The sequence below is a fragment of the Streptomyces sp. NPDC007264 genome (assembly GCF_042869095.1).
Taxonomy (GTDB): domain Bacteria; phylum Actinomycetota; class Actinomycetes; order Streptomycetales; family Streptomycetaceae; genus Streptomyces.
The window spans coordinates 219,276-233,269 of the sequence record NZ_JBIAFD010000006.1; the positions used below are offsets into that span (position 1 = coordinate 219,276).

Annotated in this window: 13 protein-coding genes and 1 pseudogene; 8 read left to right on the forward strand and 6 right to left on the reverse strand. The window is 71.1% G+C overall.

What is annotated here, in order from left to right; translation table 11 throughout:
• Positions 1-12: 12 nt before the first annotated feature.
• Complete coding sequence (locus ACFYMU_RS12405; protein WP_388371869.1) at positions 13-438, reverse strand: Rieske (2Fe-2S) protein; 426 nt, start codon at positions 436-438, stop codon at positions 13-15.
• A gap of 192 nt (positions 439-630) precedes the next feature.
• Here ACFYMU_RS12405 and ACFYMU_RS12410 point away from each other — a divergent pair, with 192 nt between their 5' ends.
• Together ACFYMU_RS12410 and ACFYMU_RS12415 are read left to right on the forward strand one after the other, a co-directional pair.
• Positions 631-1,746 (forward strand): LacI family DNA-binding transcriptional regulator, encoded by a 1,116-nt coding sequence (locus tag ACFYMU_RS12410; protein WP_388371871.1) that lies wholly within the window; start codon positions 631-633, stop codon positions 1,744-1,746.
• On the forward strand, positions 1,743-2,654 hold the full coding sequence (locus ACFYMU_RS12415; RefSeq protein WP_388371872.1) for a carbohydrate kinase: 912 nt from the start codon (positions 1,743-1,745) through the stop codon (positions 2,652-2,654). The genes ACFYMU_RS12410 and ACFYMU_RS12415 overlap by 4 nt, the downstream gene beginning before the upstream one ends.
• Before the next feature lie 109 nt (positions 2,655-2,763).
• Here ACFYMU_RS12415 and uvrA read toward each other — a convergent pair whose 3' ends face one another.
• Positions 2,764-5,802, reverse strand: a complete 3,039-nt coding sequence (gene uvrA / locus ACFYMU_RS12420) for an excinuclease ABC subunit UvrA (RefSeq protein ID WP_388371874.1) — start codon at positions 5,800-5,802, stop codon at positions 2,764-2,766.
• Positions 5,803-6,024: 222 nt separating this feature from the next.
• On the opposite strand from uvrA, the gene ACFYMU_RS12425 reads away from it, so the two are divergent.
• The 3 genes from ACFYMU_RS12425 (at position 6,025) to ACFYMU_RS12435 (ending at position 8,508) form a co-directional block, all read left to right on the forward strand.
• Entirely contained in the window at positions 6,025-6,711 is a 687-nt protein-coding gene (locus ACFYMU_RS12425) for a maleylpyruvate isomerase family mycothiol-dependent enzyme (RefSeq protein ID WP_388371876.1), read from the forward strand.
• A gap of 43 nt (positions 6,712-6,754) precedes the next feature.
• Positions 6,755-7,408: an MBL fold metallo-hydrolase gene (locus ACFYMU_RS12430; protein ID WP_388371878.1), complete on the forward strand. Its 654-nt coding sequence runs from the start codon at positions 6,755-6,757 to the stop codon at positions 7,406-7,408.
• A gap of 140 nt (positions 7,409-7,548) precedes the next feature.
• Positions 7,549-8,508, forward strand: coding sequence for an SDR family oxidoreductase (locus tag ACFYMU_RS12435; protein WP_388371880.1), 960 nt, complete (start codon positions 7,549-7,551; stop codon positions 8,506-8,508).
• Here the strand turns inward: ACFYMU_RS12435 and ACFYMU_RS12440 are convergent.
• Entirely contained in the window at positions 8,499-8,750 is a 252-nt protein-coding gene (locus ACFYMU_RS12440) for a WYL domain-containing protein (protein WP_388371882.1), read from the reverse strand. The two genes, ACFYMU_RS12435 and ACFYMU_RS12440, sit on opposite strands and share 10 nt — an antisense overlap.
• A gap of 173 nt (positions 8,751-8,923) precedes the next feature.
• Between ACFYMU_RS12440 and ACFYMU_RS12445 the strand changes: the two are divergent.
• Positions 8,924-9,247 (forward strand): annotated as a pseudogene (locus ACFYMU_RS12445) (recombinase family protein); the annotation flags it as partial.
• An 89-nt stretch (positions 9,248-9,336) separates the two neighbouring features.
• Here ACFYMU_RS12445 and aroQ read toward each other — a convergent pair.
• Complete coding sequence (aroQ, locus tag ACFYMU_RS12450) at positions 9,337-9,810, reverse strand: type II 3-dehydroquinate dehydratase (RefSeq protein ID WP_388371884.1); 474 nt, start codon at positions 9,808-9,810, stop codon at positions 9,337-9,339.
• Positions 9,811-9,910: 100 nt separating this feature from the next.
• Between aroQ and ACFYMU_RS12455 the strand changes: the two genes are divergently transcribed.
• Together ACFYMU_RS12455 and ACFYMU_RS12460 are read left to right on the forward strand one after the other, a co-directional pair.
• Positions 9,911-10,063, forward strand: coding sequence for a hypothetical protein (locus ACFYMU_RS12455; protein WP_388371886.1), 153 nt, complete (start codon positions 9,911-9,913; stop codon positions 10,061-10,063).
• Positions 10,064-10,187: 124 nt separating this feature from the next.
• Positions 10,188-11,462, forward strand: a complete 1,275-nt coding sequence (locus ACFYMU_RS12460) for an MFS transporter (RefSeq protein WP_388371888.1) — start codon at positions 10,188-10,190, stop codon at positions 11,460-11,462.
• 27 nt (positions 11,463-11,489) lie between these two features.
• Here ACFYMU_RS12460 and ACFYMU_RS12465 read toward each other — a convergent pair whose 3' ends face one another.
• A complete protein-coding gene (locus tag ACFYMU_RS12465) occupies positions 11,490-12,596 on the reverse strand; it encodes a calcium:proton antiporter (RefSeq protein WP_388371890.1) in 1,107 nt (368 codons plus the stop codon).
• Positions 12,597-12,720: 124 nt separating this feature from the next.
• Positions 12,721-13,779 (reverse strand): TerC family protein, encoded by a 1,059-nt coding sequence (locus ACFYMU_RS12470; RefSeq protein ID WP_388371892.1) that lies wholly within the window; start codon positions 13,777-13,779, stop codon positions 12,721-12,723.
• Positions 13,780-13,994 lie beyond the last annotated feature (215 nt).

The window sequence follows — 13,994 nt, forward strand, 5'->3', positions numbered from 1 at the left end:
CCCGCGGAACCGTCAGACCGCCGGAGGGCCCGCCACGATCCTGCCGTCCTTCACCTCGACGGACAGCTCCTGCAGCGGCGCGACGGCCGGAGACTGCGTGACCTTGCCCGTGGCGGCGTCGAACCGGCTGCCGTGACAGGGGCAGACGAGTGTCGTGCCCGAGAGCTTGTTGATGGCGCACCCGGCGTGCGTGCAGAGCGAGCTGTACGCCTTCAGGGAACCGTCCTCGGCGCGGCTGACCACGATGTTCTGGTCCTGGTACAGCTTCGCGCCGCCCTTGGGGACCTCGCTCTCCGTCCCCAGCGTGACCGGCGCGGTGGGCGTGGCGGGCCTCGTGCCGCCTCCCGGCGAACAGGCCGCGACGCCCAGCGCGGCGACCGGGGTGACAGCCGCCCCGCGAAGGATGGTACGACGGGTCGCTGAGGGGCGGGTGGACATGAGATCTCCACAGGTCAGAGCCGTGCTCGCCGCCACGGCGGGCACGTAGCACGATACCGGCGCCGGTCGTTGGCCCTTCGGCCGGGGTGGGGACGGGGAGCTCGCGCAGGCGCGTAAACGCTTGCGCAAGCGTTTACGCGCCGCCCCGGCATGAGATACGGTCCCGGCCGGGAGACCCCAGGGGGAGACGCGATGGCAACCATGGCCGATGTCGCACGGAGCGCCGGTGTGTCCGTCGCGACCGTCTCGCACGTGCTGAACGACACCCGCCCGGTGCTGCCCCGCACCCGGCAGGCGGTGCTCGACGCCGTCGACGCACTGGGCTACACACCGAACACCCTCGCCCGTTCCCTGGTGACCTCCCGCACCCGGTCCATCGGGCTCGCGGTGTCGGCGATCAGCAATCCGTACTTCACGGAGATCCTCCAGGGTGTCGAGGCCGGCGCCCTGGAACACGGCTACGGCCTGCTCATCGCCGATCCGCACGACGACCCGGAGCACGAGCGCAAGGTGGCCCGGCTGCTGCACGAGCGCCGCGTCGACGGCATGATCGTCGCCCCCTCCGCGGATCCGCGCGGACTCCTCGCCCAGCTCGGGCGGCACGGCGTACCGACCGTGTTCCTCGACCGCCTGGTGGACGGCGCGGTCACCGGCGCGGCGACCGGCGCGCCCCCACGGCGGACGCCGCCGCACGACGGGGCCGAGCGGGACGCCGGCCCCGGCGCCGGCTTCCGCTTCGACCAGGTCTGCGCGGAGAACGCCGAGCCCATGGCCGGCCTGGTCACACATCTCGCCGGTCTGGGGCACGGGCGCATCGGCCTTGTCGCGGGTCTGCCCGGGCTCAGCACCACCACCGAGCGGATCAGCGGCTACCGGCGCGGCCTGGCGGCCGCCGGTCTCCCCTACGACGAGCGGCTGGTGTCCCGTGGGGACTCCGCGACGCCGGGCGCCGAACGCGCCACCGCCGCCCTGCTGGATCTCGCGGCACCGCCCACGGCCCTGGTCACCGCCAACAACGCGATGACCATCGGCGCGCTGCGCGCCCTGCGCGACCGCGGGCTGTCCGTGCCGGACGACCTGGCGCTGTGCTGCTTCGACGACTTCGCGTGGGCAGATCTCTTCTCGCCCCGGCTCACCGCGATCTCCCAGCCGAGCAGGGAGATCGGTGCCCGGGCCGTGCGGCTCCTCCTGGAGCGGCTGGAGGCACCGGACCGTCCCTCCCGCACCGTGCGGCTCCCCTGCGCCTTCGTCCACCGCACCTCCTGCGGTTGTCCCGACACCCCCTCCCGGAAGGGAACCGCCTCGTGATCGTCGTCGCCGGTGAGGCCCTGATCGACCTGGTGCCGCAGGGCACGGGTGCCCTCGCACCGTTGAGGCCGGCGCTCGGCGGCGGCCCGTACAACACCGCCGTCGCGCTGGGCCGTCTCGGCTCCCCGACGGCGTTCTGCTCCCGCGCCTCCCACGACGCCTTCGGAGAGGCCCTGCTCGACGGCCTGCGCGAGGCCGGGGTGGACGTCTCGACCGTGCAGCGCGGCACCGAGCCCACCACGCTGGCGGTCGCGACGATCGACGAGAACGGCTCGGCCGCGTACTCCTTCTACGTCCAGGGCACCGCCGACCGGTTGTTCACGGCACCGGAGCGCCTGCCGCGGGGCACCCGCGCGGTGTCCTTCGGCACCTGCTCGCTCGTCCTCGAACCGGGGGCGAGCGCCTACGAGAAGCTGATGCGCGACGCCGCCGCACAGGGCGTGTTCACCGCGCTCGACCCGAACGTCCGCCCGGGGCTGATCCCGGACGCCGACGCCTACCGGGCCCGTTTCAAGAGCTGGCTGCCGTCGGTGTCGCTGCTCAAGCTCTCCGCGGAGGACGCGGAGTGGCTGGGCGGCACGCCGCGTGAGTGGCTGGCTTCCGGTCCCTCGGCCGTCGTGATCACCCATGGCGGCGACGGACTCACGGCCGTCACCCGCGACGGAGCGGAGTACTCGGTGCCGGGGGTGCGGGTCGACGTCGTGGACACCATCGGCGCGGGCGACACCGTCAACGCGGCCCTGCTGCACGGCCTGGCCTCCCGCGACGCGCTCTCCCCGGCGGCGCTGGCCGGCCTGGGCGCCGACGGCTGGGAGGAACTGCTGCACTTCGCGGCCCGGGCCGCGGCGATCACCTGCTCCCGCGCCGGCGCGGAGCCGCCGTACGCGTCCGAGCTCGGGGACCGGTAGCCGGCCCGTCGCCCGGGCGGGGCGGCCGACCGTGCGACGGGCCGCGCCCCGCGGGGGCTTCCCGCGGGGCGCAGCCCGTCCGGTCTTCCGGCCCCGTCCGGGCCGTGGGTCATGCCTTGCGGGCCCGCGTCGCCTTCTTCGCCGGGGCCGCCTTCTTGGTGACGCCGGCCGCCTTCCGGGTCGCGGTGGTGTCCGCGTCCTTCACCGTCCTGGCCGTCGCCGTCCTCTTCGCCCTCGACACGGCCGGGACCGTCCTGGCGGCCGTCGCCTTGCGCGGGGTCGTCACCGAGGCCGCGTCGCTGATGCGGTCGGCGTCGAGGATCTCGCGCAGGAACTTGCCGGTGTGGCTGGCCGGAACCCCGGCCACCTCCTCCGGTGTGCCCTCGGCGACCACGAGGCCGCCGCCCGCCCCGCCCTCGGGTCCCATGTCGACGATCCAGTCGGCGGTCTTGATGACGTCGAGGTTGTGCTCGATGACGATGACCGTGTTGCCCTTGTCCACCAGTCCGCCGAGGACCTGGAGCAGCTTGCTGATGTCTTCGAAGTGCAGACCGGTGGTCGGCTCGTCCAGAACGTAGACCGTGCGCCCGGTGGAGCGCTTCTGCAGTTCGCTGGCGAGCTTCACGCGCTGGGCCTCGCCGCCGGACAGGGTGGTCGCGGACTGGCCGAGCCGGACGTAGCCGAGACCGACGTCGTTCAGGGTCCTCAGGTGGCGGGCGATCGCGGGGACGGCCTCGAAGAAGTGGAGGGCCTCCTCGATCGGCATGTTCAGGACGTCGGCGATCGACTTGCCCTTGTAGTGGACCTCCAGGGTCTCCCGGTTGTAGCGGGCACCGTGGCAGACCTCGCACGGGACGTACACGTCCGGGAGGAAGTTCATCTCGATCTTGATGGTGCCGTCGCCCGCGCAGTTCTCGCAGCGGCCGCCCTTGACGTTGAAGGAGAAGCGGCCGGGCTGGTAGCCGCGGACCTTCGCCTCGGTGGTCTCGGCGAACAGTTTGCGGATGTGGTCGAAGACACCGGTGTACGTCGCCGGGTTCGACCGCGGGGTGCGGCCGATGGGCGACTGGTCGACGTGCACGACCTTGTCGACGAGGTCGTCGCCGTCCACCCGCGTGTGCCGCCCGGGGACGTTGCGCGCGCCGTTCAGTTCGCGGGCCAGGTGCGTGTACAGGATGTCGTTGACCAGCGTCGACTTTCCGGAACCGGACACGCCGGTGACCGCCGTGAACACGCCCAGCGGGAACGACACGTCGATGTCCTGGAGGTTGTTCTCCCGGGCACCGCGCACCGTGAGCCGACGGGACGGGTCGTGCGGGCGCCGGATGTCGGGCAGCGGGATCGACTTCCTGCCCGACAGGTACTGCCCGGTCTGCGACTCCTCGTTGGCGAGCAGGTCCTTCAGGGAGCCGCTGTGCACCACCTTGCCGCCGTGCTCGCCCGCCCCCGGGCCGATGTCGACGACCCAGTCGGCGACCTTGATGGTGTCCTCGTCGTGCTCGACGACGATGAGGGTGTTGCCCATGTCGCGCAGCCGGACCAGGGTCTCGATCAGCCGGTGGTTGTCGCGCTGGTGCAGGCCGATGGACGGCTCGTCGAGAACGTACAGGACGCCGACGAGTCCGGAGCCGATCTGGGTGGCCAGGCGGATGCGCTGGGCCTCGCCACCGGAGAGCGTGCCGGCCGCGCGGTTCAGCGACAGGTAGTCCAGGCCGACGTCGACCAGGAACCGCAGTCGTTCGTTGACCTCCTTCAGGACCCGCTCGGCGATCTTCTTGTCGCGGGCGTCGAGCCTCAGCTCGCCCAGGAAGTCCGCGCAGTCGCTGATGGACATCGCGGAGACCTCGGCGATCGACCTGCCCATGATCGTGACCGCGAGGACGACCGGCTTGAGGCGGGTGCCCTCACAGCTGGGGCAGGGCACCTCGCGCATGTAGCCCTCGAAGCGCTCACGGCTGGCGTCGCTCTCGGCCTCGCTGTGTCGGCGCCTCACGAAGGGGACGGCGCCTTCGAAGGGCGTCGTGTACACGCGTTCGCGCCCGTACCGGTTGCGGTACCGGACCTCGATCTGTGTCTTGTGGCCGTGGAGCAGGGCCTTCCTGGCGCGCTGCGGCAGGCCCGCGAAGGGGATGTCCGTCCGGAATCCCAGCGCGTCCGCGAGAGCACCGACGAGCCGGCCGAAGTAGTCCTTGGTGTGCCCGTGCGACCAGGGGTGGATGGCGCCCTCGTCGAGGGTCTTCTCCTCGTCCGGGACGATCAGCTCGGGATCGACCTCCATGCGTGTGCCGATGCCGGTGCACTCGGGGCAGGCGCCGAAGGGCGAGTTGAAGGAGAAGGAGCGGGGCTCCAGTTCCTCGAAGGACAGGTCGTCGTACGGGCAGTACAGGTGCTCCGAGTACATCCGCTCGCGCTCGGGGTCGTCCTCCGCGAGATCGACGAAGTCGAGCACGACCATGCCGCCGGACAGACCGAGGGCGGTCTCGACGGAGTCGGTGAGCCGGCGCTTGGCGGAGTCCTTCACCGTGAGGCGGTCGACGACCACCTCGATGGTGTGCTTCTCCTGCTTCTTCAACGTGGGCGGGCTGGACAGCTGGATCGTCTCGCCGTCCACACGTGCCCGGCTGTACCCCTTGGTCTGGAGGTCGGCGAAGAGGTCGACGAACTCTCCCTTGCGCTCGCGCACCAGCGGCGACAGCACCTGGAACCGGCTTCCCTCGGGCAGTTCCAGGACCCGGTCGACGATCGCCTGCGGCGACTGGCGCGAGATCGGGCGGCCGCATTCGGGGCAGTGCGGCTTGCCGATGCGCGCGAAGAGCAGACGCAGGTAGTCGTAGACCTCGGTGATCGTGCCGACCGTCGAGCGCGGATTGCGCGAGGTCGACTTCTGGTCGATGGAGACCGCCGGCGAGAGGCCCTCGATGAAGTCGACGTCCGGCTTGTCCATCTGGCCGAGGAACTGCCGGGCGTACGAGGACAGCGACTCCACGTAACGCCGCTGGCCCTCGGCGAAGATCGTGTCGAAGGCCAGCGAGGACTTGCCCGACCCCGACAGGCCCGTGAACACGATGAGCGAGTCACGCGGCAGGTCGAGCGAGACATTCTTGAGGTTGTGCTCGCGCGCGCCACGGACGATGAGACGGTCGGCCACGCCGGTCCGCACCTTTCTTGAGAGAAGCGACAGGGGCGGGGCCCCCGTCATTGCCAGACTAGGGGGAGCCACTGACAACGCCGGTCGGATTCCACGGTTCACAACAATCCCGGGCCATCCAGCATGCCCGACGCCACACTTGACCATATAGCACGTGCATTCGATTCGCGGGCCCGGTCAGCCACCTTCACCCGAAGGAGTGGCGAGGTTAGGGTCGGACCCATGATTGATCACGCGCACGACCTGGCGTCTGTACGCGACGCTACCGAGCGGCTGCTCAACGCAGTCGCTCTCCTGGACAACGCCGCCGTGGCCGAGCCGTCACGGCTGCCCGGCTGGACCCGCGGCCACGTCCTGGCCCACCTCGCCCGCAACGCCGACGCACTCGTGAACGTCCTGGAGGGGCGTCCGATGTACGCGTCGGCGCAGGCCCGGGACGCCGACATCGAGCGGGACGCCCCGCGCCCCCCGGCCGTCCAGCTGGCCGACCTGCGCGAGAGCGCGGCCCGGTTCCAGAAGGCGGGCGAGGCACCGGCGGACTGGTCGCGCACGGTCGAGCTGCGCAACGGCGTCACCGACTCCGCGGCCCGGGTGCCGTTCCGGAGGTGGATCGAGGTCGAACTGCACCATGTCGACCTCGGGGTCGGCTACGAGCTGGAGGACCTGCCGGCCGAGTTCGTGGAGCGGGAGATCGACTTCCTGGCCGAGCGGTTCGGCGGGCACAAGGAGGTGCCCTCGACGGCGCTGGAGGCCGGCGGCCGGGTCTGGACGACCGGTGGCGGCGCCGAGGGCGGGCCGGTCTCCGTCCGCGGTCCCGCACCGGACCTGCTCGGCTGGCTCTCCGGCCGCCGGGACGGATCCGAGTTGAGCGTCGAGGGCGGAAAGCTGCCGGCGCTTCCCCCGCTGTAGCTCCCGGACGGCCGTGCCCCCTGCCCCGCTATAGGCTGCCGCCATGACGTACAGCGGAGCGGTGAAGGTCGGCGGCCCCGCCGATGTGCACGAGCTGCAGGACCTGATGATCACGAAGATCGCGGTCGGCCCCATGGACAACAACTGCTATCTGTTGCGCTGCCGGGCCACCGACGAGCAACTGCTGATCGACGCGGCCAACGACGCGCACACCCTGCTCGGCATGATCGGTGACGACGGCATCGCGTCCGTCGTCACCACCCATCGGCACGGCGACCACTGGCAGGCGCTCGCCGAGGTCGTGGCGGCCACGGGCGCGCGTACCCACGCCGGGCGCCACGACGCCGAAGGCATCCCCGTACCGACCGATGTCCTCGTCGACGACGGCGACACGATCCGCGTGGGGCGCGTGGAGCTCACCGCGCGCCACCTCGTGGGTCACACACCGGGCTCGATCGCCCTCGTCTACGACGACCCGCACGGACATCCGCACGTCTTCACCGGGGACTGCCTCTTCCCGGGCGGTCCTGGACGGACGACACGGCCGGAGGATTTCAACTCCTTGATGGACGGCCTGGAGACCAAGGTATTCGACGTCCTGCCCGATGAGACCTGGGTCTACCCCGGCCACGGCAATGACACCACCCTCGGCACTGAGCGGCCCCACCTCGCGGAGTGGCGAGCACGAGGCTGGTGACCGCCCGACGACGACTGCTTCTGTAGGCACCCGATCTTCTCGATGTCCGCCCAGGAGAAGCCTTCGCGGCGGTACCGGTTCCGCTGCTTGACGAGAAAATGGTGACGCAGGCTGTCACCTTTGGCGTGCACCGTGGCGACATGGACAAGGACTTCAACACCCAGCACGTCGGCCGGGTAGGCTCGCTGGCCGGCCGGACGGCGCTCGTCGCCGGAGCCACCCGCGGTGCCGGACGGGCCCTCGCCGTCGAACTCGGCCGCGCCGGCGCCACCGTCTACGTCACCGGTCGCACCACCCGCGAGCGCGCCAGCGAGGTCGGCCGGACCACGGAGACCATCGACGAGACCGCTGAGCTGGTCACGGCGGTCGGCGGTACCGGCATCGCCGTCCCCACCGATCATCTGGACGCGGACCAGGTACGCGTCCTCGTCGAGCGGATCGACTGCGAACAGGGGCGACTCGACATCCTCGTCAACGACCTCTGGGGCGGCGAGCACCTGCTCGTCGACTCCGTCTTCGGCAAGAAGAGCTGGGAGACACCGCTCGCGGACGGCCTTCGCATCCTGGAACTCGGGGTGCGCTCACACGTGATCACCGCGGCACTCGCTCTCCCGCTGCTGATCCGCTCGGACGCGCCGCTGCACGTGGAGGTCACCGACGGCACGGCGGTCTCCAACCGCCGTTACCGCGAGAACCTCTACTACGACCTCGCCAAGAACGCCCCGATCCGGATCGCCTTCGGGTTGGGCGAGGAACTGGCCGAGTACGGGGGCACAGCGGTCGCCGTCACACCGGGCTTCCTGCGCTCGGAACAGATGCTCAGCCATTTCGGCGTGACCGAGGAGAACTGGCGCGACGCCGTCGCCCAGGAACCGGACTTCGCGATCGCCGAGTCGCCGTACTACCTCGCCCGCGCGGTCGCTGCGCTCGCCACCGACCCGGGCCGGGCGGCCCGCTGGAACGGGAAGTCCGCCTCCAGTGCGGAGCTTGCCAGGACCTACGGGGTACGGGATGTGGACGGTAGCCGGCCGGACGCCTGGGGGTACTTCGAGGACGTCAGGTATGGCGGGAAGGACGGCTCGCCGGACGACTACCGCTGATCCACCGACTCCGCGCCGTACAGGGTGGCGAGGCCCCGCGCGTGCTCGCGGAAGCGGGCGCGCAGGCCCTCCGGGGCCAGCACCTCCGCGTCCGCGCCGAGCCCGGTCGGCCGGGCGAAGGCGACGTCCTCCGACTCCGCCGGCAGGTCGAGCGTGACGCGCCCGGCGGCGTCCGGCGCGGTCGCGGACGCCAGCGCCTCGCCGCCCCCGGCCGCGTCCGCCACATCTGGCAGGCCGAGCAAGCCGCACTCGGTCGGGCGCACGGTGACGGTCGTGCGCAGCAGTGTCCGGGCGAACCCGGCGGCGTGGTCCTGCGGCGGCGTGCCCTCCCGGCCCGGTCGCGCGGGGCCAGCTCGACAGTGCGGTCGGCCCACACGGCAGTGCGGTCGGCCCACACGGCGCGGGCCAGGCCCGGGTGTCGACGGGCGGGCAGAAGCTCGAACGGCAGATCGATGCCTTCGCCGCCGCCGAATGCCGGAAGATCTTCGCTGACAAGAAGTCCGGCAAGACCGACCTGCGCCCGGAGCTGAAGGCGTGCCACGCCTTCCTCGAGGCCGGCGACACCCTCGTCGTCCCGAGCCTGGACCGCTACGGCCGCAGCCTCCAGGACCTCATCACCATGGTCGCCGCCCGGCGCGAGCGCGGCATCGGCTTCACCTCGCTGCACGAGAGCCTCGACACCACCACCCCCGGCGGCCGGCTCGTCTTCCACGTCTTCGCCGCCCTGGCGGAGTTCATCCGCGAACTCATCGTCCAGGGCACCCGCGAGGGCCTGGCCGCCGCCCGCGCCCGCGGCCGTGCGCCCGCGCCCGGCGCGCGCTCCCGGGGTCACACGTCCGTCCGCCTCGCCCCCGCCAGCGTCGCGACCCGCTCCACGGCGAACACGTACCCCTGTACCCCGCACCCCGCGATGACGCCGTCGGCGCGCAGGGAGACATACGAGTGGTGCCGGAACTGTTCGCGCTGGTGGATGTTGGAGATGTGGACCTCCACCACGGGTAGCCCGTCACAGGTGTTGAGCGCATCGAGGATCGCGACGGACGTGTGCGAGTAGGCGGCCGGGTTGATGACGATCCCGGCGTGGTTCAGCCGCGCCTCCTGGATCCACTCCACCAGTTCGCCCTCGTGGTTGGACTGCCGGAAGTCGACTGTGCCTCCGTACGCGGCCGCCGTCTTCACGCACAGGGCCTCGACGTCCGCCAGGGTGTCGGAGCCGTAGATCTCCGGCTGACGCTGCCCCAGGAGATTCAGATTGGGGCCGTTCAGGATCATGATCGGGGCGTCGGCGAGGGTACGGGGCACGGTTCCTCCGGTCCTTTCAGGTCTGCCGGCCCAGCAAGGACCGCTGCTCGGCCCCCGGTCTATCACGATGCGTGGGACGGGCGCCCCGTGCCCTCCGGCCATGGCGCAACGGACGTACCCGCCCGAGCCGGTGCCCGGCGACCGGGTCGCCGCCGTCTCGCCGTGCCGGGGCCGGGGCGCGTCGCACGGCGCACCGGCGGGAGGCACCGTACGCGTGGACGGTGCCGCCCGGCGCATCACCGTGACCTCCTGACCCGGCTGCCGCACCGGGCGCACTCACACCGAGCGAGCCGAGCCACCGCACGCCCCCGTAACACCCGATCACGGTGGGTAGTTGACGCGGCATGCACGACGTACGCAGAGTAAAGGGCCCGAGCATGCTCCGGCTCGCGACCGCCTCGCTCGCGGGGACGGCCGTCGAGTTCTACGACTTCTTCGTCTACGGGACCGCGGCCGCCCTGGTCCTCGGCCCCCTGTTCTTCCCGACGTTCTCGCCCTTGGCGGGCACGCTGGCAGCGTTCGGGACCTTCGGTGCCGGCTTCCTGGCGCGCCCGCTCGGCTCGGTGCTGTTCGGTCACATCGGGGACCGGCGCGGCCGACGCCCGGTCCTCCTCGTCTCCCTGTTGCTCACCGGAACCGCGACCGTGGCGGTCGGCTGCCTCCCGACGTACGGCTCCATCGGTACGGCCGCTCCCGTCCTCCTCCTCGTTCTGCGCTTTCTGCAGGGACTGGGGCTCGGCGGGGAGTGGGGCGGGGCCGTGCTGCTGACCACGGAGCACGCGCCGGCCGGGCGGCGCGTCTTGTGGTCCAGCTTTCCGCAGGTCGGCCCGTCGCTGGGATTCCTCCTGGCCAACGGCGTGATGCTGGGGCTGTCGGCCACGCTGTCGGACGCGCAGTTCGCCTCCTGGGGGTGGCGGATCCCGTTCTGGGCGGCGGGTGTCCTCGCCGGGGCGGGCCTGTGGCTGCGCCGTTCGCTCTCCGAGAGTCCGCTCTTCCTCGAGATCGACGACCACGCGCGCGTGCCGCTCGCCGAGGTCGTACGCGACCACTGGCGGCTCGTCCTGCTGACGGCCGGCGCGCTCGCGGTCGGGTATGCGGTCTTCTACACCGTGACGACCTGGTCCCTGGCGTACGCGACGGAACGGCTCGGGGTGAGCCGCACGGTCATGCTGGTGTGCGTCATGGCCACCGTCCTGGTGCAGGGCCTCCTGACCCCGCTGCTGGCGCTCGCGGGTGACCGCTACGGGCGGCGGCCGCTGTGCCTGGCGGGCTGCGCCGGTGTGACCCTGTGGATGTTCCCCATGGTCGCTCTTCTGTCGACGGGTGTGCCGCTGCTGATCTTCCTGGGCTTCCTGGGGGCGATGGCGTCCTTCATCACGATGTTCGCGGTGATCGCCGCGTATCTGCCGGAGCTGTACGAGCCCCGGGTGCGCTGTACGGGCGCCGCGGTGGGCTACAACCTCGGCGGGGTGCTCGGCGGCGCGCTCACTCCGGTCGTGGCCACCGCACTGGCCGAGCACGGAGGCAGGGTCCCTTGGGGCGTCGGCGCCTATCTGACGGGGCTGGCCCTGCTCAGCCTCGGATGCTTCGCGCTGCTGCCGGAGACCCGCCCGCTGCCGGTGGCGGCGGTGGCGGAACCGGCTCCCGGGTGAGGGGGCGGTGCGCGGCACGGCGGGTGGCTACGGGTTGACCGCCAGTTCCAGGTACGCCACGAACACCACCAGATGGACGCCTCCTTGGAGCGGTGTGGCCCGGCCCGGTACCACCGTCAGGGAGCTCACGGCCACGGTCAGCGCGAGCAGCACCATGTGGACGGGGCCGAGGCCGAGCACGAGGGGACCGGAGAGCCATACGGTCGCCACGGCGACGGCGGGGATGGTCAGGCCGATGCTGGCCATCGCGGAGCCGAGGGCGAGGTTGAGGCTCGTCTGGACCCGGTCGCGGCCCGCCGAGCGCAGCGCGGCGATGGTCTCGGGCAGCAGCACGAGCAGCGCGATGACGACACCGACGACAGCCTGCGGCATCCCCGCCGCCGCAACACCGGACTCGATCGTGGGCGACACGCCCTTGGCGAGTCCCACGACCCCGACGAGAGCGAGGGCGAGCAGGCCCAGGCTGAGGGCCGCGGCCCGGGAGGAGGGCGCGTCGGCGTGGCTGTCCGCGCGGATCACCTCGCCCTGCCGGGTGATCGGAAGGAAGTAGTCGCGGTGGCGCACGGTCTGGGTCGCCACGAACACGGCGTACAGGACGAGCGAGGAGAACGCGGCGATGGTGAGCTGGGCCGTGGAGAACTCCGGGCCTGGCTTGCTCGTCGTGAAGGTGGGCAGCACCAGGCTGAGGGTGGCCAGGGTCGCGACGGTGGCCAGCGCGGCACCGGTCCCCTCCGGGTTGAAGAGCGCGGTTCCGTGGCGCAGCGAGGTCACCAGGAGACTCAGGCCCACGACGCCGTTGCAGGTGATCATCACGGCGGCGAAGACGGTGTCGCGGGCCAGGGTCGCGCTCTTGTCGCCGCCGTCCGCCATCAGGGCGACGATGAGGGCGACCTCGATGATCGTGACGGCGACGGCGAGAACGAGGGAACCGAAGGGCTCGCCGACCCGGTGCGCGATCACTTCCGCATGATGGACCGCGGCCAGCACGGATCCGGCGAGGACCAGCGTCATCAGGGCGACCACCGCTCCGGGCATGTCGCGGCCCCAGGTGAAGGCCAGCAGCACCACCGCGGCCACCGGCAGGACGGTCACTGCCGTCCACCGCGTCGCGAGTGACCGGCCCCGGACGATCATGCAGTGATCGTCGCAGAATCGCCTGAGCCGCGCATGCCAGGGGCGTACGTCCCGCGGATCGCGACCGCGCACGCCCGCGAACCGCGGTGCCGCACCGTTGGGCGACGGGCCCGTCGGGCGCTCGTCACTCGTGTGAGCCGCTCACGCATCCCGTCGACCTGGCTCCGACACGGTCATGTGGCGGCGCTGTCCCAGGCCTTCGGCCTCCGCCGGCGACGGCCTCCCCCGGCGACTCTTCGGCCCGCTGTTTCCTGGAGGCGATCAGGCTGGTGATCGTCGTGACGGTCAGGACGCTGCATATCACGCCGAGGGAGACCGGGACGGAGATCTCGGGAACGTGGACCCCGGATTCGTGCAGCGCGTGCAGCACCAGCTTGACGCCGATGAAGCCGAGGATGACCGACAGACCGTAGGAGAGATGGACCAGCCGCTGGAGCAGGCCGCCGATGAGGAAGTACAGCTGCCTCAGGCCCATGAGCGCGAACGCGTTGGCCGTGAAGACGATGTACGGGTCCTGGGTGAGGCCGAAGATCGCAGGGATGGAGTCGAGGGCGAAGAGGACGTCGGTGGTACCGATGGCCAGCATCACGACCAGCATGGGCGTCATGACGCGCTTGCCGTTGTCCCGTATCCACAGCTTGGTGCCGTGGTACCGGTCGGCGACCGCGAAGCGCCGCTCGACGGCTTTCAGGAGCTTGTTCTCCTCGTACTCCTCGTCCTCCCCGCTGGTCCTGGCCTCCTGGACGAGCTTCCACGCGGTCCAGATCAGGAACGCGCCGAAGAGGTAGAAGACCCAGGAGAAGCTCGCGATGATCGCGGCACCCGCGGCGATGAACACGGCCCGCAGGACCAGGGCTATGAGCACACCCACGAGGAGCACTCGCTGCTGGTACCGCGAGGGCACCGCGAACTTTGCCATGATCAGGACGAAGACGAAGAGGTTGTCGACGCTGAGCGACTTCTCGGTGATGAAGCCGGCGAAGAACTCTCCGGCGGGCTGCCCGCCGCCGAAGACGAGCAGGCCGACCCCGAACAGCGCGGCGAGGGCGATCCAGACGATCGTCCAGATGCCGGCTTCCTTGATCGAGACGTCGTGCGGCTTGCGGCCGATGAAGAAGTCGACCGCGATCAGGGCGACAAGGCCCAGGACAGTCAGGACCCACAGGGTCGGAGAAACGTTCATTGCGCCTCCGGCAGTACGTCAGTCATGGCATGTCAGCGTCGCTACCGGAGGTCTCTTCCGCCCGCCGCCGCCGGGCGCGTCACGCGCCGTGCGCCTGCGAGCCGGCGCCCCGGGATCCGGACGGATCCGTATTGACGGGTACGCCGCAGGCAGATCGGGAGTACTCCCCTCCGTGGGAAAGAGACTACCCGAACACCAAGGAAAGGTAAAGAAAT